This is a genomic window from Devosia geojensis (assembly GCF_000969415.1).
In the GTDB taxonomy this organism is placed as follows: Bacteria; Pseudomonadota; Alphaproteobacteria; order Rhizobiales; family Devosiaceae; genus Devosia; species Devosia geojensis.
The window spans coordinates 1-23,499 of sequence record NZ_JZEX01000022.1; the positions used below are offsets into that span (position 1 = coordinate 1).

The 23,499-nt window shown below is 67.1% G+C and carries 19 protein-coding genes and 1 riboswitch; of the genes, 6 read left to right on the forward strand and 13 right to left on the reverse strand.

Annotated features, from left to right (window positions below):
• Positions 1-204 precede the first annotated feature (204 nt).
• Both VE25_RS01160 and rirA read right to left on the reverse strand, forming a co-directional pair.
• Complete coding sequence (locus VE25_RS01160) at positions 205-2,016, reverse strand: ABC-F family ATP-binding cassette domain-containing protein (RefSeq protein ID WP_046106749.1); 1,812 nt, start codon at positions 2,014-2,016, stop codon at positions 205-207.
• A gap of 308 nt (positions 2,017-2,324) precedes the next feature.
• On the reverse strand, positions 2,325-2,786 hold the full coding sequence (rirA, locus tag VE25_RS01165; protein ID WP_046106750.1) for an iron-responsive transcriptional regulator RirA: 462 nt from the start codon (positions 2,784-2,786) through the stop codon (positions 2,325-2,327).
• Positions 2,787-3,067: 281 nt separating this feature from the next.
• Here rirA and VE25_RS01170 point away from each other — a divergent pair, with 281 nt between their 5' ends.
• Positions 3,068-3,367: an HU family DNA-binding protein gene (locus VE25_RS01170; protein WP_046106751.1), complete on the forward strand. Its 300-nt coding sequence runs from the start codon at positions 3,068-3,070 to the stop codon at positions 3,365-3,367.
• A gap of 27 nt (positions 3,368-3,394) precedes the next feature.
• Here VE25_RS01170 and VE25_RS01175 read toward each other — a convergent pair whose 3' ends face one another.
• Both VE25_RS01175 and VE25_RS01180 read right to left on the reverse strand, forming a co-directional pair.
• A complete protein-coding gene (locus VE25_RS01175; protein ID WP_046106752.1) occupies positions 3,395-4,555 on the reverse strand; it encodes an ROK family transcriptional regulator in 1,161 nt (386 codons plus the stop codon).
• 332 nt (positions 4,556-4,887) lie between these two features.
• The gene (locus VE25_RS01180) at positions 4,888-6,099 is read right to left on the reverse strand and encodes an MFS transporter (RefSeq protein ID WP_046106753.1); all 1,212 of its coding nucleotides are present in this window, start codon (positions 6,097-6,099) and stop codon (positions 4,888-4,890) included.
• 116 nt (positions 6,100-6,215) lie between these two features.
• Here VE25_RS01180 and VE25_RS01185 point away from each other — a divergent pair, with 116 nt between their 5' ends.
• A complete protein-coding gene (locus VE25_RS01185; RefSeq protein WP_046106754.1) occupies positions 6,216-6,836 on the forward strand; it encodes a TetR/AcrR family transcriptional regulator in 621 nt (206 codons plus the stop codon).
• Positions 6,837-7,015: 179 nt separating this feature from the next.
• On the opposite strand, the gene VE25_RS01190 is transcribed toward VE25_RS01185, so the two are convergent.
• The 7 genes from VE25_RS01190 to VE25_RS01220 form a co-directional block, all read right to left on the reverse strand.
• Entirely contained in the window at positions 7,016-7,915 is a 900-nt protein-coding gene (locus VE25_RS01190; protein ID WP_046106755.1) for a siderophore-interacting protein, read from the reverse strand.
• A gap of 382 nt (positions 7,916-8,297) precedes the next feature.
• Positions 8,298-9,611 (reverse strand): L-fuconate dehydratase, encoded by a 1,314-nt coding sequence (locus tag VE25_RS01195; protein WP_046106756.1) that lies wholly within the window; start codon positions 9,609-9,611, stop codon positions 8,298-8,300.
• 25 nt (positions 9,612-9,636) lie between these two features.
• Complete coding sequence (locus VE25_RS01200) at positions 9,637-10,707, reverse strand: ABC transporter ATP-binding protein (protein ID WP_046106757.1); 1,071 nt, start codon at positions 10,705-10,707, stop codon at positions 9,637-9,639.
• Positions 10,708-10,740: 33 nt separating this feature from the next.
• A complete protein-coding gene (locus tag VE25_RS01205) occupies positions 10,741-11,628 on the reverse strand; it encodes a carbohydrate ABC transporter permease (RefSeq protein ID WP_046106758.1) in 888 nt (295 codons plus the stop codon).
• Entirely contained in the window at positions 11,618-12,517 is a 900-nt protein-coding gene (locus tag VE25_RS01210; RefSeq protein ID WP_244466838.1) for a carbohydrate ABC transporter permease, read from the reverse strand. Before VE25_RS01210 ends, VE25_RS01205 begins: the two co-directional genes overlap by 11 nt.
• A gap of 89 nt (positions 12,518-12,606) precedes the next feature.
• Positions 12,607-13,833 carry an ABC transporter substrate-binding protein gene (locus tag VE25_RS01215; RefSeq protein ID WP_046106760.1) on the reverse strand — a complete coding sequence of 409 codons (1,227 nt, stop codon included), beginning with the start codon at positions 13,831-13,833 and terminating at the stop codon, positions 12,607-12,609.
• 92 nt (positions 13,834-13,925) lie between these two features.
• Positions 13,926-15,248, reverse strand: a complete 1,323-nt coding sequence (locus VE25_RS01220; protein WP_046106761.1) for an alpha-L-fucosidase — start codon at positions 15,246-15,248, stop codon at positions 13,926-13,928.
• Positions 15,249-15,598: 350 nt separating this feature from the next.
• Between VE25_RS01220 and VE25_RS01225 the strand changes: the two genes are divergently transcribed.
• Positions 15,599-16,285 (forward strand): FadR/GntR family transcriptional regulator, encoded by a 687-nt coding sequence (locus VE25_RS01225; RefSeq protein WP_046106762.1) that lies wholly within the window; start codon positions 15,599-15,601, stop codon positions 16,283-16,285.
• Positions 16,286-16,487: 202 nt separating this feature from the next.
• Positions 16,488-16,682: riboswitch (cobalamin riboswitch) on the forward strand.
• A 215-nt stretch (positions 16,683-16,897) separates the two neighbouring features.
• Positions 16,898-19,174, forward strand: a complete 2,277-nt coding sequence (gene metE, locus VE25_RS01230; protein WP_046106763.1) for a 5-methyltetrahydropteroyltriglutamate--homocysteine S-methyltransferase — start codon at positions 16,898-16,900, stop codon at positions 19,172-19,174.
• Between the two features lie 44 nt (positions 19,175-19,218).
• Here the strand turns inward: metE and VE25_RS01235 are convergent, their stop codons facing one another.
• The gene (locus VE25_RS01235; protein ID WP_244466836.1) at positions 19,219-19,926 is read right to left on the reverse strand and encodes a GntR family transcriptional regulator; all 708 of its coding nucleotides are present in this window, start codon (positions 19,924-19,926) and stop codon (positions 19,219-19,221) included.
• A 34-nt stretch (positions 19,927-19,960) separates the two neighbouring features.
• Complete coding sequence (locus VE25_RS01240) at positions 19,961-20,923, reverse strand: dihydrodipicolinate synthase family protein (RefSeq protein ID WP_201776024.1); 963 nt, start codon at positions 20,921-20,923, stop codon at positions 19,961-19,963.
• A 127-nt stretch (positions 20,924-21,050) separates the two neighbouring features.
• Here VE25_RS01240 and VE25_RS01245 point away from each other — a divergent pair, with 127 nt between their 5' ends.
• Together VE25_RS01245 and VE25_RS01250 are read left to right on the forward strand one after the other, a co-directional pair.
• On the forward strand, positions 21,051-22,151 hold the full coding sequence (locus VE25_RS01245; protein WP_046106764.1) for an ABC transporter ATP-binding protein: 1,101 nt from the start codon (positions 21,051-21,053) through the stop codon (positions 22,149-22,151).
• Between the two features lie 53 nt (positions 22,152-22,204).
• On the forward strand, positions 22,205-23,497 hold the full coding sequence (locus VE25_RS01250) for an ABC transporter substrate-binding protein (RefSeq protein ID WP_046106765.1): 1,293 nt from the start codon (positions 22,205-22,207) through the stop codon (positions 23,495-23,497).
• Positions 23,498-23,499: the final 2 nt, after the last annotated feature.

The window sequence follows — 23,499 nt, forward strand, 5'->3', positions numbered from 1 at the left end:
TCGTAATGGTGTCAGTGATATATGTGGATATTACAGAATGATATTTAAATAGTGCAGACGTGAGTGTTGTAGGCTGTGTTTTTTTTTTTTTTTCCAGATGTGTATAGAGACATGCCTGTGGCAGCATGGTGCCACACCCACCGGCTTTCGCCAGGACATCGGGAGTGGCGGGATGGCGGTGCAGAAGCCGCCCGGCCGGTGCGCCTATCCCTCGATCTCCTCGCGCAGCATTTCGAGTTCCAGCCAGCGGTCTTCGGCCGCCTGCAGCTTTTGCTGCGTCTCTGCAAGCGCGGCGCTCTTTTGCGCGAACGCGGCGGGGTCGCGGGTGTAGAAATTTGGGTCGGCGAGCGCTGCGTTGAGGGCCGTGATCTCTGCGGTCAGTTTTTCCATCTCGCCAGGCAGCGTTTCGAGAGCGTGTTTTTCCTTAAAGCTCAGCTTGCGCTTGGGGACAGGGGCGGCCGGGGCGGATGCGGGGGGTTTTTCGGCTCTGGCCGGCTTTGCGGCCGCCGGCCGCGCCGAGACGCCGGCGCCGCGCTGGGCGACCATGTCGGCATAGCCGCCCGCATATTCGATCCAGCGGCCCTCGCCCTCGGCGACGATCACCGAAGTCGCGACCCGGTCGAGGAAGTCGCGGTCGTGGCTGACGACGAGGACGGTGCCGGGATAGTCGGCGACCATCTCTTCCAGGAGGTCGAGCGTTTCGAGGTCGAGGTCGTTGGTCGGCTCGTCGAGGACGAGGACGTTGGAGGGAAGCGCCAGCACGCGGGCCAATGCCACACGGGCCCGCTCGCCGCCCGAGAGCTTGCCGATCGGCGTGTTGGCCTGCTCGGGGGTGAAGAGAAAGTCCTTCATGTAGCCGACGACGTGCCGGCCCTCGCCGTTGATGACGATGGTGTCGCTGCCCCCGCCCGTCAGCGCGTCCTTCAAGGAGGTTTCGGAATGAAGGCGCGCACGGCCCTGGTCGAGGATCGCGGACTGCAGGTTGGCCCCGAGCCGCACCCGGCCCGCATCGGGCGCGAGCTCGCCGGTGAGGAGCTTGATGAGCGTCGTCTTGCCGGCCCCGTTCGCCCCGACGATGCCGACGCGCTCCCCGCGCATGACCCGGGTCGAGAAGTCGGCAACCACTCGGCGCGCGCTGAAGGACTTGGAGATGTTCTCCGCTTCGAAAACGAGAGCGCCCGAGGCGCGGGCCTCGGAGACTTCCAGATTGACGCCGCCGGCCGTGCGCCGCGCCTCGCGCTTGTCCTGACGCAGGCCCGCCAGCCGCTCGAGCCGGCCGACATTGCGCTTGCGGCGGGCGGTGACGCCGTAGCGCAGCCAGTGCTCCTCGCGCGCGATCTGCCGGTCGAGCTTGTGGCGGTCGCGCTCCTCGGCCTCCAGAACCTCGTCGCGCCAGGCTTCGAACGCGGCAAAGCCCTTCTCGATGCGGCGGGTGACGCCGCGGTCGAGCCAGACGGTGGCCCCAGTGAGGTCGGCGAGGAACCGCCGGTCGTGGCTGATCAGCACCATGGCGCAGCGCATGGAGGCGAGCTCGCCCTCGAGCCACTCGATGACCGGCAGGTCGAGATGGTTGGTGGGCTCGTCGAGCAGCAGCACGTCCGGGCGCGGCGCGAGAACGCGCGCCAGCGCCGCGCGGCGGGCCTCGCCGCCCGAGAGGGTCGAGGGCGCCTCGTTGCCCGTCAGCCCCAGCGCCTCGACGAGGTGCTGGGCGCGATAGGCGTCGTCGCCGGGCGCAAGGCCCGCCTCGACATAGGCGAGGGTGGTCTCGAAGGCGGAAAGGTCCGGTTCCTGCGGCAGGTAGCGGATGGTGGCGCTGGGCTCCAGGAACCGGTCGCCGGCGTCCTGCTCGATCTGCCCGGCGGCAATGCGCAGCAGCGTCGACTTGCCCGAGCCGTTCCGCCCGACCAGCGCCACCCGCTCGCCCGGCGAGACGATGAGCTCGGCCCCTTCGAGGAGCTTGGTGCCCCCGAAGGTCAGGTGGATGTTCTGCAGGGCGAGGAGCGGTGCGGCGGGCATGGGGAATTCTGCGGGAACTGAATGCGGCGCCCCATCGGCCCGCACGATGGCGCGATAGACCACAGGCGGGTAGCGTTGGCAACCGTGGGGCGAGAAGGGGAGCGGGGACGAAAAAGGCTGGTCAGGGCGTTGAGGACCCTGACCAGCCCGGGGAGACGGTAGCAGCAAGCCCCGTCGTCTGGTGACGTGATCTCTCGATCACGTTGATGGGACGACATTGCCGCATAAAAACATGACTGTCAAGATCATGTTTTTATGGCGTGGTGGGACGATGCTCGTGCAGAAGATCACTGCGCCGGTGGCGCGGCTCAGTGGACCGGCGTTGCTTCGGCGAGGAGTTCCGTCAGGCCCAGCCGCTCACGCAGCGAGCGCTTCTTCTGGGCGAGGTCGGCGATGGTGTAGCTCTCGAGCACGGAAAAGAACGCGCCGAGCGCTTCGCGCAGCGCCCCGTTGAGGTCGCATTCGCCCACCAGCGGGCAGTCGGCGCCCTCTTCGAAGCATTCGGCGAGCGCGAAGTTCTCCTCGGTCAGGCGAATGGTGTCGAGCAGCGTGATCTCCTCGGCCGGCTTGCCGAGGCGGATGCCGCCGTGGCGGCCGCGCACGGTCTCGATCAGCCCGTTCTCGACCAGCGGCTTGATAAGCTTGAACAGGAAGAGCTCGGAGATGCCATAGGCCCTGGCGATATCGGCCACCCGGCTCAGTTCCGGCTGGTTGACGGCGCAATAGACGAGGGTGCGTACGGCGTAATTGGATTGACGGGTGAGTCTCAACTCAGGTCCTTTCCGGCGCGAACGGCCGATTTGATCTCTCGCGGTCTGACGCGGCGGGCCTGCCCATGCCGCAAGGGGCGGGCAGCCCGTGCGGCAAACGGCATCGCGGCCTTCTGATTTGCGCGCAGCTTATAACGATTCTAAAATATGTCAACATAACCTGATGCGACATGTCAGCTTTCTGCATCCGGTTAACCTACCCATTCCATTAATTGCTCAATTGGAAGTTATTCTGCTAAAGCAGTCTCTTGCGGCGCATTCAACGGGAGGGAAATGACGCCTTGGGCCAGACTCTGACGCGCGCCGGCTTGCGGCGCAGGCTCATTGAACGTTTCGGTGTTGCATCGACCGACGCTGACCGGCTGGTGACGCGGCTGCTCGATCTCATCGGCTCCGAGCTCGGACAGGGGCGGACCGTCAAGCTCACCGGCTTCGGCACGCTCGAAGTGCGCACCCGCGGCGCCCGCAAGGGGCGCAACCCCAAGACCGGGGAACCCTATCCGGTCGCCGCGCGCAAGGTCGTGGTCTTCACCCCCAGCGCCCATCTCAAGCGCCGGCTCGATGAGCTCAAGGACGGCTAGGGCGTTGCCCAAGCCGCCGGGAGCTCCCTAGCCGGTGATGTCGGCGAGCGAGCGCGAGAGATATCGCCGGTAGAGCGGCAGCTCGGCCGCCCCGATCGCCGGCGCCAGCGGCCCCAGCCGCCCGCCCATGACCTGCGGCGGGCCGAGCGATGTCGAGGGGAGCGTGCCCAGGTGATGGACGACGCGCTCGACCAGCCGCTCGACCACCGGCCGCGGCATGGCCCCGTCGATGACCGCCACCTTCGCCTCGATGACGACGGCGGTGTTGAAGATCACGCGGGCGAGGGCGACGGCCCCGGCCTCGAGCCATTCGCCGAGCACCGGTTCGAAGCCGTCCCAGTCCCACGCGCCGTAGGGCCCGACGGGGCGCGGGCGGCCGGCCGCCTCCAGCCGGTCGGCCAGCGCGCCGAGCGAGGCGACGTGGTGGGCGACGCGCGGCCCGTCGTCCCTGGCGTCGATGAGCATCGAGCCAAGATTGGCCGAATTGCCCGACGGGCCCTCCCAGAGGGTGCCCTGGCCGATGACGCCGGCGGCGATGAAGTGCGAGACGAGGAAATAGATGACGTCGGACGGGCGCGGGCGGGGCGTGGCGATGAGCTCGCTCCAGCAGGCGGCGTTGCCGTCGTTGTAGATGGTGACCTCCAGCCCCGTTTCGGCCGAGAGCGCGCGGGTCAGGTCGAGCTCCTGCCAGAGGCGGACCTGCTCGGCATCCGCCCCCACCTCCTCGATGGTGCGCCAGATATAGGTGGGCATGGCGATGCCGAGGCCGGCGAGGCGCCCGCGCGCCTCGGGCGCAAGGGTTTCGGCGAGCGCGCGCGCATGCTCGCCGACCCGGCCGACGATGGTGCGCGCGTCGGGAAAGTCGTGCACGTCTTGGCGCTCGACCTGCACCTCGCCATGCAGGTTGATGAGCACCGACTGCAGGTGCCGCCAGCCGATCTCGCAGCCGAGGCAATAGCGCCCGTCGGGTCTGAGGAAGATCGGGGTCGCCGGCTGCCCGCGCCGGCCGCGCAGCACCTGCCCGCGCGAAATCAGGCCCGCCTTCTCGACATCGGCGAGGATGGCCGAGACGGTCTGCGGCGCCAACCCCGACAGGCGCGAGATCTCGGCGTTGGAGACGCCCGGATTGAAGGCGACGATGCTGAGCACCGCCCGCTCATTGGCCTTGCGCAGCCCGTTGTGCTGCAATCCCCGGCCACCCGCGTCGAATATGTCCTGGAATGGCAATGGAGGATTTGACATCTGATAACCGGCCCCTTGCCGGCGACATTGCCGGCGTTTCGCCAAGCGACCGCTCCGCATGCGGCCGATGAATCACGGCGATTTTTTCAATAATGGCAAAAGGATAAGGGCTCGCCAATCCCAATGGCGCGGCAAATTGCAGCGCAATCCATTGGCAGAACTTACAATTTGGGATTCGGTTGCGGCGGGGCCGGGCGGCGCCCGGCCGGAAGAACGACAAGGAAAATCCCGCCCGTGGGGCACGGGCGGGACGGGTCTTGGCGGATGGGCAGGGCCGGTCAGGCGGCGGCGAGGTCCGCCGCTTCCCGCCGGTGCGCGCCCTTGAGGCTCACCTGGCCCAGCAGCGCGACGAGGAAGGCGATGCCGCCGGCCGCCACCGACACCCAGAAGCCGCTAGCGGCGCCGTACTGGTCGACGACCCAGCCGGAGGTGAAGGAGCCGATCGCCATGCCGATGGCGATGCCGGTGATCACCCAGGTCATGCCTTCGGTCAGCTTGCCGGCCGGCACGAGTTCCTCGACGAGGCCGAAGGCGGTGATGAAGGTCGGCGATATGGCCACGCCGCTGAGGAGCAGGAGCAGGGCGAGAAGCGGCACGTTGGGAATGAAGAGCAGCGGGATCGTCGTCGCCGCAACGATCGCCACGGCGATGAGGAACTGGCGGGCCAGGGGCATGGTCAGCTTCAGCGCGCCGTAGACGAGGCCGACGATGAAGGAGCCGACCGCGTAGCTTCCGAGCACCAGGCTTGCCGAGGCGGGCGTGCCCCAGGCCTCCGTCAGGGCGATCACCGTGACTTCGGCCGTGCCGAAGATGGTGCCGACCGCGATGAGCGTCAGGGTGACGATCTGCACGGGCCGCAGGAAGATGGCCGAACGCCCCTGGCGGCGGGCAACCGGCTGTATCCTGGGCTCGGTCGATTTCTGCATGACGAAGAGCGTCGACCCGATGGCCAGGCTCACCGTCGAGATCAGCACGCCCGCTTCGGGAAAGAGCGTCACGCTGAGGCCCACCGACATGACCGAACCGACGATGTAGACGAGTTCGTCGGCGACCGATTCGAAGGCGAAGGCGGTGCGCAGGAGCGGGGTGTCGCGATAGATCTCGGTCCAGCGGGCCCTGACCATCGCCGGCATGCTGGGCAGGGACCCGGCGAGCACCGCGCTCGCGAACAGCGTCCAGTTCGGCCAGCGCAAGTAAGTGGCAACGAGCAGCGCGACGAACGCGGCGACCGCAAGGGTGGTCGCCGGCACCAGTACCCGGCTTTGCCCGAACCGGTCGACGAGCCGCGAGATCTGCGGGGCGACGAACGCGTTGGTGAGGGCGAAGGTGGCCGCGACCGCGCCGGCCAGCCAGTATTCGCCGTGCGTCTGGGACAGCATGGCAACGATGCCCATCGTCGTCATGGCGAGCGGCAGGCGGGCGAGGAACCCGGCCGAGGCGAAGCCCTTGGCGCCCGGCGCGCGGAAGATTTCGCTATAGGGGTTGGACATGGGACGTTCCTTGAAAATCGGGGAAACGCCACTCACATACGTGGCGTATGTCAATCACATAGTTGCATACGCGACGTATGTCAATTAATATACGAACCGTATGTGAAAGGAAAGCGATGGCGCACAAACCGCGCAGCCAAATGATCGCCGAAACCCGGGGCAAGCTCCTCTCCGCCGGCCGCAGGGCCTTCGGCACGGTGGGGTACGCAGAGGCATCGATGGATGACTTCACCGCCGAGGCCGGGCTGACGCGCGGCGCGCTCTACCACCATTTCGGCGACAAGAAGGGGCTGTTCGCCGCCGTCGTCTCGCAGATCGACGCCGAGGTCACGGTTCGCCTCGCTGAGATCACGGAGCGCGCCGGCGGCGGCTGGCGCGGTTTCGTCGAGAGCTGCGCCGCCTATATCGAAATGGCGATCGAGCCCGAGATCCAGCGCATCATCCACTGCGACGGACCTGCGGTGCTCGGCGAATCGTGGATGACCACGTCGCAGAGCGGGTGCCTCGCCTGCCTCGTCGACGATCTCGAGCGGTTGAAAGCCGACGGCGTCGTCGGCGACATCGATCCGGAAGCGGCCGCCCGCCTCATCAACGGCGCTTCGCTGCACGCAGCCCAGTGGATCGCCAATTCCGACGACCCGGAAGCGACCTCGAAAAAGGCGGTCGCCGCGTTCCGCGCACTGCTCGAGGGGCTGCGGGTGAGGGCTGCTGAGCGCGTCGGCGAGACGGTGAACTGAGCAGCCGCGGACGATTTGCGGAGAAATTGTTAGAACGCCCCACCCGACCACAGGGTCATTCCCGCGAAAGCGGGAACCTCCGTTGACGTCACCTGCTTAGCAAACGGAGATCCCCGCTTTCGCGGGGATGACCCAGTGGGGGGGTAACGATGCGGGGCGCCTGCGGGACACCCGCCTGCCTACTCGTAGACCTTGCCGAACCGCCAATAGCCCATGAGGTTGAGGGTGCGCCGGTCGAGGCCCCTCTCCTTGATGAGGAAGCGGCGGATGGCCATGACGGCTTCGGATTCGCCGGCGATCCAGGCGTAAAAATCGCCGCCGTCGATGGGCTGGGCGCGCTCCCAGGGCACGTTGGCGTCGATGTCGATGTCCTCGAGCACGAGGTCGGCCGCAGCGGCGCCCTGCGGCAGGCGGGCGCGGCGGACGGCGTCGATCATCAGGTCCCCGGGACGCAGATCCGCGTCCTCGCGTGCGAGCCAGTGGAGGGTGAGCCCACCCCAATCGGCAAGCGCGATGCGATCCTCGTTGGAGGGCACCTCGACGAAGGCCTCGACGCGCGGCAGGTTCGGGCGCGCCGAGAGCTCCTCGAGGATGCCGGCGAGGGCCGGCAGCGCCGTTTCGTCGGCCATCAAGAGGATATGCCTGACGCCCGCCGGCGGCTTCCACTCGAAACCGTCGATCGGGCTCCGCGAGAGCCGATTGGGTGCCGACATCTGCACCCGGTCGCCGGGTTGGGCGCGGGTTGCCCAGCGCGAGGCGGGGCCGGTCTCGCCATGCAGCACGAAATCAATGTCCACCTCGCACTGCTCGGCGCGCAGGTGACGGATGGTGTAGGTGCGCATCGGCACCCGGTCGGCGACCGGCAGGGCCTTCCACGACTTGTACCAGTCGCCGTCCTTGGGCACGTCCGGCGCGATCCCGTCCCTGGGAAAGAAGATCTTGATGCGCTGGTCCGGCGCCATCGTCGTCATGTCGGCGACCTCCGGCCCGGTGAAGGTCAAGCGCCGCAGGTGCGGCGAGACGTCGGCGAAGCGGGCGAGGGTGACGTCGAAGATGCGGTAGGGCTGGGTGCTGGTCATGAAAGCTGGTGCGGACGGCTAAAATATGAGAGTCGAACTCCTATTAAGATGACGCACGCGCCTGCGCAAGGGCGGCCGTATGTCGGGCACGATCAATCCCACCACCGGCTGTCATCCCGGCGAAAGCCGGGACCCAGTAGACGCCGGCCTACCGAGTTTCGCCCAGGATCCCATCACTCCCACGGGGTCATTCCCGCGAAAGCGGGAACCCCTGTTTCCACTTGCTTCTCTGCAACGGAGATCCCCGCTTTCGCGGGGATGACCTGATGTGGCGGCGATACTGTGCGGAGCCGCGACGGCGCCGTTTACTGGGTCCCGGCTTTCGCCGGGATGACAGCCGGTGGGTAACGGCAATGTCCGGGCTCTCCCGTTATCGCCGACTTTACCCCACCACAACCGAACGCCTCGTCCCGCCCGGCACCGGCGCCACGTCGTGTGCGGCAATGGAAGCCGGTTTCATCTCGATGGAAAAGCCCGGCGCCTGCGGGGGCATGTAGGCGGCGTTCTCGATGCGGCAGGGATCGAGGAAGTGCTCGTGGAGGTGGTCGACATATTCGACGACGCGCCCGTCCATCGTGCCCGAGACGCAGAGATAATCGATCATGGCAAGGTGCTGGACGTATTCGCAAAGGCCGACGCCTCCCGCGTGCGGCCAGACGGGCTTGCCGTATTTGGCGGCCAGCAGCAGCACGGAGAGCACCTCGTTGAGGCCCCCGATGCGGCAGGCGTCGATCTGCACGATGTCGATGGCGTCACGGGCGATGAACTGCTTGAAGAGGATGCGGTTCTGGCACATCTCGCCGGTCGCGACCTTGATCGGGGCGATGGCGTTTCTGATCTTGCGGTGGCCCTCGACGTCGTCGGGGCTCGTCGGCTCCTCGATGAAATAGGGCCTGGCGAAGGCGAGGGAACCCATCCAGTCGATGGCTTCGCCGACCTCCCAGATCTGGTTGGCATCGACCATCAGGATGCGCTCAGGCCCAATGACCTCGCGCACGATCTTCAGGCGCCTTATGTCGTCCTCGCGGCTGCGCCCGACCTTGAGCTTGATGTGGGTGAAGCCGGCGTCCACCGCCTCACGGGCGAGGGCCCTCAGCTTCTCGTCCGGATAGCCCAGCCACCCGGCCGAGGTGGTGTAGCAGGGATAGCCTCTGGCTTCGAGGAGGCGCCGGCGTTCCTCGCGGCCCTCGGCCGCGCGGGTGAAGATGTCGAGCGCCTCGGCCGGGGTTATGGCGTCGGTCAGGTACCGAAAGTCGACGATGCGCAGCAGCTCTTCCGGGCTCATGTCGGCAACGAGCTGCCAGACGGGTTTGCCCTCGCCCTTTGCCCAGAGGTCCCAGACGGCGTTGACGACGGCCCCGGTCGCAAGGTGCATGGCGCCCTTGTCGGGCCCGATCCAGCGCAGCTGGCTGTCGCCCGTCACGTGCCGCCAGAAGCGGCCGGGATCCTCGGCGATCCAGGAAAGCTCCAAGCCCACGACCCGCTCGCTCAGCGCTTCAATCGCCGCCACCACCCCCTCGTTGCCGCGCCCGATGGTGAAGGTGAGGCCATGGCCTTCGAGCCCGCGCCGGCCGGTCTCCAGCACCACATAGGCGGCCGAATAGTCCGGGTCCGGATTCATCGCGTCCGAGCCGTCGAGCGACTGGGAGGTGGCAAAGCGCAGATCGTGGGTGCGAAGGCCGGTGATGCGGGGCATGGCGTTCTGTCGGACGTTCTGGGGGCTAGCGTGAAATCCGCGCCTGGGTGCGGGGGTCGAAGAGGTGGATGTGCTTCAAGTCCGGTGCTATCGGGAGTTTGGCGCCCGGGCCGACGTCGAGCCGCTCGCGCAGCACCGCCGTGATCTGCTGCTTGCCGGCCTCGAGCAGCACATGCGTTTCGGCGCCGGTCGGCTCGACGACGACGATCTGCGCCTCGACGCCGCCGGGCGCGATGGACAGGTGCTCGGGCCGCACGCCATAAATCAGCCGGTCGCCCTGGTTGATGGCAAGGTCCACCGGCAGCGGCCAGGATGCCCCGCTGTCCGCTTCGAGCACCGGCTGCCTGTCGCGGCTCGCGACGGTGCCCTCGATGAGGTTCATCGCCGGCGAGCCGATGAAGGAGGCGACGAACAGGTTGGCCGGCCGGTCGTAGAGCTCCAAGGGCGTGCCGACCTGCTCGATCACTCCGTCGCGCATGACGACGATGCGGTCGGCCATGGTCATGGCCTCGATCTGGTCGTGGGTGACGTAGATGGTGGTGGTCTTGAGGCGCTGGTGCAGCGCCTTGATCTCGGCGCGCATGGCGACGCGCAGCTTGGCATCGAGGTTGGAGAGCGGTTCGTCGAAAAGGAAGACGGCCGGGTCCCGCACGATGGCGCGGCCCATGGCGACGCGCTGGCGCTGCCCGCCGGAAAGCTCGCGCGGGTACCGGTCGAGCAGGTGCGAGAGGTCGAGGATGCCGGCGGCGCGGTTGACCGCGTCCTCGATCTCGCTGCGGCTGCGCCGGGCGAGTTTCAAGGCGAACGCCATGTTGTCGCGCACCCGCATGTGCGGGTAGAGCGCGTAGTTCTGGAAGACCATGGCGATGTCGCGGTCCTTGGGCGGCAGGTCGGTGACGATGTTGCTGCCGATCTGGATGTCGCCGCCGGTGATGTCTTCAAGACCGGCGATCATGCGCAGCAGCGTCGACTTTCCGCAGCCCGAGGGCCCGACCAGCACCAGGAACTCCCCGTCGCGCACGGCAAGGTCTATGCCGTGCAGCACTTCGAGCGCCCCGTAGGTCTTGATCACATCCATGACGGCGACACTGGCCATTTCACGTTCCTCCCTTGTTGTTGTGCGACGGTCCTAGCGTCCGCCGAATCCTGCCCCGACGGTGATGCCCTTGTAGATGACCTGCTGCAGGATGACGGCGAGCACCAGCCCCGGCAGCATCGAAAGCGCCGCGCCCGCCATGATGTAGTTCCAGGACGTGCCCTGCTCGGTCTGGAACATGGAAAGGCCCAAGGGGAGCGTTGCGTACTCCATGCCGTTCACCACCACCAGCGGCCAGAGGAAGTTGTTCCACTGCCCGATGAAGGTGAAGAGTGCGAGGAGCCCGATCGCCGGCAGCGAGAGCGGAATGATGATCGAAACGAGGATTCGCAGCCGCGAGGCCCCGTCGATCAGCGCCGCTTCCTCGAGCTCGCGCGGGATCGAGAGGAAGAACTGCCGCAACAGGAACGCGCCGAACGAGGAGAAGGCCATCGGCAGGATCATGCCCTGGTAGGTGTTGACCCAGCCGAGCTGGTTGACGATGAGGAAGAGCGGGATCACCAGCATCACCTGCGGGATCATCAGTGTGCCGAGGTACGCCACGAATATGCTGTCGCGCCCCGGAAAGCGCAGGCGCGCGAAGGCGTAGGCGGCGAGGGCCGAAACGACGATGGTGATGGCGGTGACCCCGCCGGCAACGATGGCGCTGTTGAGGAAGAACCGGCCGAACGGCAGGCGCAGCCAGGCTTCCGCGAAATTCTCCCACTGCCACTCGGTCGGCAGCAGACGCGGGGGCACGGCGAGCACCTCGGCATCGCTCCTCACCGCGTTCGAGACCATCCAGAAGAACGGGAAGAGGAAGGCGAGCGCGACGAGGGTGAGCGCGCCATGGTTGAGGATGTCGAGGAAAAGCTTGAGCCCCGCGTTCTTCTGCTTGCGGCGCGGGCGGGCGGCGGCTGTCGGCAGGGCATTAGCTGTCATAGTGCACCCATTTGCGCTGGAGCCAGAACTGCAGGGCGGTCAAGGCCATGATGATGATGAACATCACCCAGGCGAGCGCCGAGGCGTAGCCCATCTGGTAGTTGCCAAAGCCGTTCTGGTAGATGGCGAAGCCGAGGGTCGCCGTCGCCGAGCCGGGGCCGCCACGGGTCACCACATAGATCTGGTCGAACACCTGCAGCGAGGTGATGGCGGTCATCACCGTGCCGAAGAAGACGGTGGGGGAAATCAGCGGCAGGCGGATTTTCCAGAACCGGTCCCAGGCGCTGGCCCCGTCGATCTTGGCGGCCTCCAGATAGCTCTGCGGCACGAGGTCGAGGGCTGCGTTGAACAGCACCATGTTGTAGCCGACGTTGGCCCAGAGGGTGACGATGATCACCGCCTGCATGGCGAGCTTGGGGTCGAGCAGCAGGTTCGGCACGTGCAGCGCGAGCGTCTGGAAGACGGTGTCCATGAACCCGCCGGGCGTGAAGATCAGGAGCCACACGACCGAAGCCGCGATTGCGGGCGTGAAGGTCGGTAAAAAGAAGATCACCCGGAACCAGCGCTGGCCGCGCTTGAGGCTCGAGATCCACACGGCCAGCCCCAGCGAGAGGACGATGTTGAGGACGAGGTATTCGAGCGTGAAGAACAGGGTGTTGCCGAGCACCGTGTAGAACGCCGGATCGAGCGTGAAGAGCCGCTGGTAGTTGGCGAACCCGACGAAGCTCGGCGCCGAGATCAGCTGCCAGTTGGTGAAGCTGATGGCGAGCGAGGCGATGATGGGAAACAGCATGAAGGCGATGAAGCCGAGAAGGCTCGGCAGGAGGAAGACGAGCGCGGTGCGCGCTTCCTGCGCCGACATGCGGTTCCGCCGGCGGGGCGGCGCCATCGTCGCTTCTCTGGTGGAAACGGTCTCGGTCATGGGTCCTCCCGGAATGGGAGCGGCGGCAGGTGTCGCGCCCGCCGCCGCCGGCGTCCTTACTGGCTCTGGGCCAGGCTCTGGATCGTCTGCATGGTCTGCTCGGGAGACTGGCTGCCGGTCATGGCCAGCGGGTAGTACTGGGTGAAGAGGTTCTCGACCGCGTTCCAGTTGCTGGTGATCTCGTAGGTCGCCGAGTGCGAGAGCGAGTATTCGAGCGCCTCGCGCGCGCCCTCGACGCCGGCGGCCGCCACGTCGAACCAGTAGGTCTGCTCGGCCTTGCGGGCGGGCAGGGCCCGGCCGGCTTCGGCGAGATACTTCAGCGCCTCGGGTCCGGTGATGACCTGGATCGCCTTCCAGGCGGCGTCCTTGTTCTGGCTCGAGGTCGAGATGCCGAAGCCCGAACCGGCGGTCACGGCCTTGAGGTCGCCCTCGCCGCGCGGCAGGGGGGCAAGGCCCATCTCGAACTGCACCGTGTCGCGCTTGCTGATGAGGCTCCAGGGCCCGTCGACCATCATGGCGATATTGCCGGATTCGAAGCGCCCGGCGATGATGTCGCCGGGGCTGGCGCCCGGAGCGACGAGGGGAGCGACCTTCTCGCGCGTCACGAGGCCCAGGAACTCGTCGGCCGCCGCCAGCGCCGAGGTGCTGGTGAGGTCGAGCTGGCCTTCCTCGTTGATGTAGTCGGCCCCGAGCGCGGCCGCGAAGATCGAATAGCCGTTGGGCACGACGCCGAAGCCGAAGCCGCCGTCGCCGGTGAGGGCGACCGCCGCCTGCTTGAACTCGTCGAGCGTCCAGCCGGGCTGGGGCAGGGCAAGCCCCGCTTCCTCGAACTTGTCCTTGTTGTAGAACATCATCCACGGCCCGACGTCGTAGGGCAGGCCGTAGACGACGCCGTCATTGGACATACCGCCGATGATCGAGGCGTCGAACGCATCGATGTCGAACCCGTCGGCGGAAATCCGCTCGTCGAGCGGCTCGAGCAGCGAATAGAAGTTGGGCATGCGCAGCGACTGCATGGCCACGATATCGCCGAGCTGGCCGGATGCCGCGAGCACCGGCAGCTTCGTCCAGTAGTCGTTCCACGGCGTCGTCTGCAGCTGCACGGTGATTTCCGGGTGCGCCTCGCTGACCATGTCGGCCAGGTGCTGCCAGGCGGCGATATCGTTCTGGTCGCTCCCCCACATCTGCCAGGTGATCGTCACCGGCTGGTCCTGGGCCACGGCCGGGCCGGCGAGGGCGGCGCCAAGGAGCGCAGCGGCCGCCAGCATCGCGGTTGTCTTCATGATGATTCCTCCTCGATCCATCATTTTGAACGGTATGGCCGCGTTTCCCTCATGTCCGGCGCCTCGCGGCCTCGAGGCGCCGGGCTTTGCGTTCAGTCCTTGAGGATGATCTCGACGACCGGCACCGTGACCTTGGGCGCGACGACCGGCAGCTCCAGCGTGATCATGCCGTCGGGCACTACGACGCCGATGTTGCTGTCGACCTCGGCCACCGGCGAGAGCCAGTGCACTTCGCTCGCATCGTGCAGGAACTGGGCGTATTTGATCTTGTCGGCCAGGCCGTCGATGTGGATGTGGCGGAACGGCCAGCTGTAGATGTGCAGATAGAGCCGGTTGCCGCGCTGGGTGAAGCGGCAGTCCTTGGGCGCGGCGTATTGCGAGGCGCCGGCCCCGTAGATGGCGCGCCCGTTGAGCCTCAGCCAGTCGCCGTAGACCTTGAGCGCGTCGTTGGCGCGGTCGTCGAACGTGCCGCGCCCGGTTGGCCCGACATTCATCAGGAGATTGCCGCCGAGCGAGACCGTGTCGACGAGGAGCTTGATGAGCTGCTCGGGATCCTTCCAGGTCTGCTCGTCGCGATAATAGCCCCAGGAGCCCGAGAAGGTGTGGCAGGCCTCCCAGGTGATGTTCTCGCCCTTGACCTTGGGCGCGACGCGCGGCGTGTACTGCTCGGGCGTCGTGATGTCGGGGAAATAGCCTTCCTCGTCCAGGAGATCGAGCCGGTTGTTGACGATGATGTCCGGCTGCAGCTGGCGCACGAGCTTCAAAAGCTCGGTGCTCTGCCAGTCCTCGCGGCCCTTGCCGGGGAAGTTGAGATAGGTGCGCCGCGGATAGCTGAAGTCGAACCAGATGACGTCGATCTTGCCGTAGTTGGTCAGGAGCTCCGTCACCTGGTCGCGCATGTAGGCGGCATAGCGCGTCATGTCGCGCCCGATGTTCATCTCGGCGGCATCCGGGTGGTTGCGCTGCGGATGGTGCACGTCGATCGGGAAATCCGGGTGGTGCCAGTCGATCAGCGAATAGTAGAAGCCGACCTTGAGGCCCTCGGCGCGGAACGCCTCGACGAAGGGCTTGAGCAGGTCCTTGCCGTAGGGGGTCTTGGTCGCCTTGTAGTCGGTCACCTTGCTGTCCCAAAGGCAGAAGCCCTCATGGTGCTTGGCGGTGAGGACCACGTATTTCATCCCCGCCTCGCGGGCGCGCCGCGCCCATTCGCTGGGGTCGTAGAGGTCCGGATCGAAGTTCTCGAAATATTTCTGGTAGTCGGCGTCCGCGATCTCCTCGCGGTTCTTCAGCCATTCGTGGCGCGCGCCCAGCGCATAGAGTCCCCAGTGGATGAACATGCCGAAGCGGGAGTCGACGAACCAGGCCTTCTTGTCCTCGGCCAGCACCAGGTCTTTCATGGAAACGGGCTTATTCATTTTTCCCTCGGGTCAGCGGCAAACGGGCGGCAACCGAGGTTCGGCGCCGCGGCGCCGGCCGGCTGCCAGCGAGTGAAATTCGTTTCGAGGCGCCGTAGGCGCCTTCAGGCGTTAAGCGCTTCGCGGCCAGCGGTGGTGATCGGAAGTCCTCCCTCCGGCAAATCTGCGTGCGTTCCGCACCCGTCCTCCAACGGGCATGCGGCGGAACCGTAAGATAAAGTGCTAAGGTAATGAGGCTAGGCTGTCAAGTGGTCAGGCCAGTAGACTGCAAAGCCGTTTTGTTGCTAAAAGGACCGTGAGGTGAACAAACCCGGCCGCGAGTCGGCCGCCAAGACGACGCGTAGGGACTCATGAAGCTGCAGGCCGTATCCAACCGCAAGCTCTACATCCAGATCGCCGACCAGATCCGCGATCTCATCGTCTCGGGCGCGGCCGAACCCGGCCGTCAGCTCCCCTCCGAGCGCGAGCTTGCCCAGGACCTCGGCGTCAGCCGCCCGACGGTGCGCGAAGCGCTGATCGCACTCGAGGTCGCCGGCCTCATCGACATCCGCGTCGGCGTCGGCGCGTTCGTGCGCCGCAACGGCGGCGAGCCCCTGCCCGAGCAGAACCACTCGCCCCTTGAGGTGATGCAGGCGCGCATCGTCATCGAGCCGGAGGTCGCCGCGCTCGCGGCGCGCAACATCGGCGCCGAGGCCGTCGCGGCGCTGCATGCGACCCTGAAGCAGATGCGCGAGGAGACCGCCGCCGGGCGCTGGTCGGCCGCGAGCGACCAGGCGCTGCACCTGACCATCGCCGACGCCTGCGGCAACTCGGTGCTGCGCGAGCTGCTCAACGACCTCTGGACCTCGCGCGGCGAGGAGGTCGACCGGCGCTTCCATGCCCATCTCGCCAGCATCGACGACCTGCGCCGGCATATCCTCGTCGACCACGAGGCGATCGTCGCCGGCATCGAGCGCTCCAATCCCGACGCGGCGCGCAAGGCCATGGCCGACCACCTGCGCTATGTGGAAACGGCGATGCTGTCGGTGTGGGACTGAGGGTTCAGGCCACCTAATCCTGCCCAACCGCAGGGTCATTCCCGCGAAAGCGGGAACCTCTGTTTTCCTCCTGCTGCAACCACAAACGGAGGTCCCCGCTTTCGCGGTGATGACCCGGTGCATGGGTGCGTGTGTGCAAACAAGCATCGATAACACATAAAGAAATCTTTATATCTTTATTGACTCAGCCCCGCCGCGGGTGCATCCTGCGATGGTCCACGGTCCCCGCGAGGGGATAACCGGGAATCCGGTGCGCGCGGCAGACCCGCGCAAGTCCGGAGCTGCCCCCGCAACTGTAGGCGGTGACGGCGCCCAATCGAGCCACTGGCGAAAGCTGGGAAGGCGGGCGGCCGGACGATCCGCGAGCCAGGAGACCTACCGCGGACGCGAACGTCGTTTCATGCCGGGCGGGGGAATCGGCAAAAGGACCTTTGACCATGACCGACCGTCATTTCTCCCTGTTGCCGACCCCGACGCCCGCAGCGCGCCGAATGCGTCGCTCCCGCTGACGCGCGGATCCGCTCCGCACCCTCATCCTTTCATCGTTTTCGCAACGCCCGGCCGTCGTCGCTCATGCGTGGCGCCGGGACGCATCGTCATACCGGTATCATCATGACCAGATCGGCCAATCTCGGCTTCCCGCGCATCGGCGCCCATCGTGAACTGAAGAAGGCTCTCGAGAGCTACTGGAAGGGCGAGACCGACGCCGCCGTCCTTCTCGAAACCGGCCGCGAGCTGCGCGCCCGCCATTGGCGCCAGCAGCGCGAGGCGGGCATCGAGATCGTCCCCTCCAACGACTTTTCCTTTTATGACCACATGCTCGACATGACGGTGGCGCTCGGCGCCGTGCCCGAGCGCTTCGCGCGCACCGCCGATCCGCTCGAGCGCTACTTCGCCTGCGCCCGCGGCACCAGCGAGGCGCCGGCGATGGAAATGACCAAGTGGTTCGACACCAACTACCACTACATCGTCCCGGAACTGCACGAAGGGCAGCGCTTCGCGCTCTCGGCCAGCAAGGCGCTCGACGAATTCCGCGAGGCGCGCGAGCTGGGGATCGAGACACGGCCGGTGATCGTCGGGCCGGTGACGTGGCTTTCCCTCGCCAAGGGAGAGGCCGGATTCGATCCGCTCACGCTCCTCGATGCGGTGCTGCCGGCCTATGCCGACCTCCTCTCCGCCTTGAAGGCCGAGGGCGCCGAGTGGGTGCAGGTGGACGAGCCGGTGCTGGTGCTGGACCTGAGCGAGGCGCAGAAGGCCGCCTTCGCCAGGGCCTATGCGGCGCTAGCGCCGGTCGCTCCGAATATCCTCGTCGCCACCTATTTCGGCGCCTTGCTCGACAATCTCGAGCTGGCCGCGAGCCTGCCGGTCGCGGGTCTTCATATCGATCTGGTGCGCGCGCCGGAACAGCTCGTGCCGGTGCTCGATGCGCTCGGGCCGCAGATGGTGCTTTCCGTGGGCGTCGTCGACGGGCGCAACATCTGGCGCACCGACCTCGATGCGGCGTTCGCGCTGGTCGGGAAGGCCTGGGACCGCATTGGGCCTGGCCGGCTGGAGATCGCCCCCTCCTCCTCGCTCCTCCACACGCCCGTCGATCTCGACGAGGAAACGGGGCTCGATGCCGAGCTCAAGTCCTGGCTCGCCTTTTCCCGCCAGAAACTCGACGAGGTGGCGGCCTTGGCGAGCGCGATCAAGAGGGGCAGGGGCGCGGCCAAGGCCGCGTTCGAGGCAAGCGCGGCAGCGCTTGCGGCGCACAAGGCCTCGCCGCGCATCCACAGGCGCGAGGTCGAGGCGCGGACTGCCGAACCCGTGGAGCTGGCGCGCTCAAGCCCGTTCCCCGAACGGCGGAAGGTCCAGCGCGCGCGCCTGCGCCTGCCGGCCTTCCCGACCACCACCATCGGCTCTTTCCCGCAGACCAGGGCCGTGCGCGAGAAGCGCGCGGCGCTCCGCAAGGGCATCATCGACACTGCCGCCTATGAGCGCTTCCTCGAGGAGGAAACCGCGGCTGCCGTGCGCCTGCAGGAGCGGCTCGGGCTCGACGTGCTGGTGCACGGCGAATTCGAGCGCAACGACATGGTCGAATATTTCGGCGAGCAGCTCGACGGCTTCGCCTTCACCCGCAACGGCTGGGTGCAGAGCTATGGCTCGCGCTGCGTGAAGCCCCCGATCATCTATGGGGATGTATCCCGTCCGGCGCCGATGACGGTGCGCTGGTCCGCCTACGCCGCCTCGCTGACGGACAGGCCCATGAAGGGCATGCTGACCGGCCCGGTCACCATCCTGCAATGGTCGTTCGTGCGCGTCGACCAGCCGCGGTCAGAGACGTGCCGGCAGATTGCGCTGGCCATCCGCGACGAAGTGCTGGATCTGGAAGCGGCCGGTATCGGCATCGTCCAGATCGACGAGCCGGCGCTGCGCGAGGGCCTGCCGCTGCGGCGGGGCGACTGGGAGGCGTATCTCTCCTGGGCCGTCGACTGCTTCCGCCTCACCGCCTCGGGCGTTGCCGACGGGACGCAGATCCACACCCACATGTGCTATGCGCAGTTCGAGGACATCATGCAGGCCATCGTCCGCATGGATGCGGACGTGATCTCCATCGAGACCTCGCGCTCGCACATGCACCTGCTCGAGGCATTCCGCGATTTCCGCTATCCCAACGAGATCGGCCCCGGCATCTGGGACATCCACTCGCCCCGCGTGCCCGGCCGGATCGAGATGGAAGCGCTCTTGAGGAAGGCCGCGGCCGCGATCCCGCCCGACCAGCTCTGGGTCAACCCGGACTGCGGCCTCAAGACCCGCGGCTGGCCGGAGGTCGAGGCGTGCCTTGCCAACCTCGTCGAAACCGCAAGGCGGATGCGCGAGATGGTGGAGACGCCCGTACCGGCGCAGTGACGCGAAAGGCGGCGGGGCGCGCCCGCTCCCCCTCGGTCAGGTGATCAGAACGCCACGGCGCGCTGGCGGGCGTTGAAGATGTGGCGCTCGATGGCGCTCTCGGCGCGCGCCCTGTCGCGCGCCATGATGCCGTCGATGATCTCCAGGTGATCGTCGAGCGCAGGGGCGAGCACCGCCGGGTTGAGGCGGATGCGATCGAGATGGATCATGCGCACGCGCAGCGAATTGATCGAATAGGCCTGGATCAGCGTCTCGTTGCCCGTCGCCGCGATCAGGAAATCGTGGAACGCCGAATCGATGTGCTGCGCTTCGTCGAGCAGCTCGCGGGTGATGCCGGCGCCAGCGCGTTCCAGGATGCTGGTGTGCAGGCGCCGCTGGGCGGAAAGGTCCTCGTCGCTGAGGTGCTCGACCGCGTAGATCGTCGCCTCGCGCTCGTAGGCGATGCGCAGCTGGTAGGATTCGCGGATCATCCGCAGGTCGACCGTGGTGATCTGGATGCCGCGCTGCGGCATCACCGCGAGCAGGCCTTCCGCCTCCCAGCGGGCCAGGAGCTCGCGCAGCGCCCCCAGCGAGATGCCGAGCTTGCCCATGAGCTCGCGCTGCGAAAGGTTCTGGCCGGGGCGGATGTCGCCGGTGAGCAGCAGCTCCTGGAAGCGGCGATAGGCGATCTGCCGGTTGAGGGCGCTTTCGTTCGCCGCTTCCGGCCTGGCTCCGGAAGCGGGTGTGCCCGAACGGTTGTTGCCCGTCATCATGGCAGGTTCTCCGATCATTGATCTTGCCGGTCAATCAATCAGACTGCGCGGCAAAATCAAACCGGGTTGCTTCGAATGCCGATATCAGGCGCGCCTCGGCAGCCGGATCGATGGGCAGAAGCGGCGGCATCGGCCGGCGCCAGGCCGGGTCATCGGCCATGCGGGCCTTGAGGGCCTTCAGCGCCACGACGCCGCCGCAGGCCTCGACCGCCTCGATGCGCCGGGCCGCCCGGTCGACGGCCGCAGCCTCGTTGAGCGCGGTCTGCGATCCTGCACGGCCGACCAGTTCGCGCGCGACGATATTGGGCATGCCGCCGATCATGCCCGCCCCGCCGACCCCCAGCAGCGGCGGCAGCACGCGATCGTCGCCCGTAAACACCCGCAGCGACGGGAAGCGCCCGGCAAGGGCGACGGTGTCCGGCTCGACGCCGGTCGAATCCTTGATGCCGATGATCCGCTCGCCATGCCGCGCGAGCAGCGCCTCGATGAGGCCCGTGGTGAATGGCGCCCGGCTCATCTGGGGAATGTGGTAGAGCACGATGTCGATGGGGAACGTCCCGCCGAGCCGCGCTGCGCAGCCGGCGAAATAGGTGGCGATCCCCTCGCCGCTCGCCCCGTAATAGTAGGGGGGCACGATGAGCGCGGCCCGGCATCCCAGTCGCGCCGCCGCCGAAACGGTCGCCGCCGTGTCGTCGAGCGCCGCGCTCATGGCGGCGGGAATCACGCGCTCCATGTCGAAGCCGCCGTGCCGCAGGGCCGTCAGCGCCTCGATCTTCTCGATGGCCGAAAAGGATGGGCCTTCGCCCGTCGACCCGAACGGCGACACGTAGCTGCACCCCTGCGCCAGCAGCCAGTCGAGATGGGCGCGCCACCGGGCGATGTCGATCCGGTAGTCGTCGGTCACAGGCGTGAGCGCTGCGGCGACGATCCCCCCAACCTGTTGCCGGGCGGCCTCGAGAGGCCGGATTTTCGTGTCGGATGAGAGCGGCTGGTTCACTGATACAATCACTAATTGAAAGCTTGAGACGATCAAGTATTTACACACGGTCCAATTTGTTGCAAGGTCCTTCTGCATGCCGCTGGCCAAGGCTCGCGGCAACGGGATTTGCAGGGGAGGGGACACGTTGGCGGAACTCGAACTGTCGGGTGTTTCGAAGGTCTACGGTGCGTTCAACGCCCTGCGCGATGTGTCGCTGCAGATCGCGGACGGCGAATTCGCCGTGTTCGTCGGGCCGTCCGGCTGCGGCAAGTCGACCCTGCTGCGCCTCATCGCCGGGCTCGATCCGGTCAGCGGCGGGCGCATCGCCATCGGCGGCAACGACATGACCGCCCGCCAGGCCGGCCAGCGGCCCGTCGCCATGGTGTTCCAGAACTACGCGCTCTATCCGCACATGAGCGTCTTCGAGAACATCGCCTTCCCGCTGCAGATGGAGCGGCGCACGAAGGACGACATCAAGCGCGAGGTCTCGCGCGCCGCTGAGATCGTGCAGCTGTCCACCCGCCTGCAGGACAGGCCCGCCAAGCTGTCGGGCGGCCAGCGCCAGCGTGTCGCCATCGCGCGGGCGATCGTGCGCAAGCCCGGCATCTTCCTGATGGACGAGCCGCTCTCCAACCTCGACGCGGCCCTGCGCATGGAGATGCGTGCCGAGCTCACCCAGCTGCATCGCCGGCTCGGCTCCACCATGGTCTATGTGACGCACGACCAGCTCGAGGCCATGACCATGGCCGATCGCATCGTGGTGCTGAACGGCGGGCGCGTGGAACAGGTCGGCGCGCCCATGGAGCTTTACCACAACCCGGCAAACCTCTTCGTCGCCGGCTTCATCGGCAGCCCGCCGATGAACTTCGCCGCTGCCCGTGTCGATGCCGTCGAGGGCCATGCCGCGCGCCTCACCGTCGAGGGGCTGGGCAGCTTCGCGGTGTCCTACGACGGCAAGGAGGTGTCGGCGGGCGATGCGGTCACCATCGGCATCCGGCCCGAGGCCATGCTGCCGGGCGCCGGTGAGGCCGGGCACCTCTCGTTCCGCATGACCCCGGAGACGGTCGAACGGCTGGGCCTCCACACCATCGTCCATGCGCCCGTTGGCGCCAAGACCTTCACGGCGCTGTTCAACGGCGACCCGCGCATGGCGCGCGGCTCCGCCTTGGACGTCAGCGTGCCGCTGGCGCAGCTCCACCTCTTCGATCGCAACGGGGCGGGACGCAGCATCCGCGACATCCAATAGTCATTTCGCGCGCCCGGCCGAGGAGAGCCGGCGCGCCACAAGGGAGAGAGCACATGTCCACATCCATCAAACACCGCGGCCTCAACCGGCGCGAGCTTCTGCGCGGGGTCGCCGGCAGCGCCCTGGCGCTCGGCCTCACAGGCGTTGCCGGCCGCGCCTTCGCCCAGGACCAGCAGCTGGTCTTCTGGTCTCAGTTCGCCGGCAGCAAGCGCGCGGCGGGCGAGGCGCTGGAGGCCGCGTTCAAGGCCGCCCACCCGGAGCGCAACCTCGTCAGCACCCTCTACGCCGAGCCGCCGCAGCTCAACGAGAAGATCCTCACCTCGATCAACGGCAACACCGCGCCCGATCTTTTCGTCCAGCACTGGGACTACAACCTCACCTACGCGGCCGGCGACCGCATGCTCGATCTCGGCGAGGCGCTCGATGTCGACATGACGGCGCTCGACCCCTCGCTTCTGGCCTACGGCCACATCAACGGCGCCCAGTATTCGGTTCCGATGTACGGCACCTCGCGCGGCATCGGCTTCAATCGGGCGCTGGTGACGCAGGCGGGGCTCGATCCCGATGCGCCGCCCACGACCTGGGCGGAACTGCGCGAGTGGGCCGTCGCCCTTACCAGGCGCGCCGAATCGGGCCTCCTGGAGGTTGCCGGCTTCAGCATGTTCCACAATGACCTGGAAGCCTGGGAGACCTTCACCATCTTCCTGCAGGGCGCGGGCGGCTCGCTCCTCAGCGACGACCTGTCGACGCCCACCTTCGCCGGTCCCGAGGGGGTCAAGGCGCTGACCTTCCTCTATGACCTGCTGTATGCCGACAAGGTCACCGACCTCGGCTTCGGGCTCGGGCCGGGCGGGCTCGCCAGCCCCTTCAACACCGGCCGCGCGGCCATGATCATCGCCGGCAACTATTCGACCAACAATGCGCTGCGGGCCGGCATCGAGTTCGACGTGGCTCCGATTCCGATGGAGGGCGGCGGCTTCACCTCCATCGTCGATCCCTTCTGCTACGCGGTCCCGCGCGATGCGCGCAACACCGAGGGCGCGGTGGCGTTCATCGAGTTCGCGCTTTCGCCCGAGCAGCAGGTGGCGTTCGCCGTCGAGAGCAAGAACGTGCCCGTCCTCAAGTCCGCCCAGCAGGACCCGGCGGTGCAGGCGGACCCGTACCTTTCCAAGTTCGTGCACACGGCGAGCTTCGCGCCGGCCAAGGCTCCGGCCATCCCCGCCTTCTCCCGCCTCGTGACCATCATCGCCCGGGCCGTGCAGGAGGCCATGTTCAACCGCACGAGCGTCGAGAACGCGCTGACCTCCGCGGCCGCCGAGGTGCAGACCATTCTCGACCGGGGCTGAGG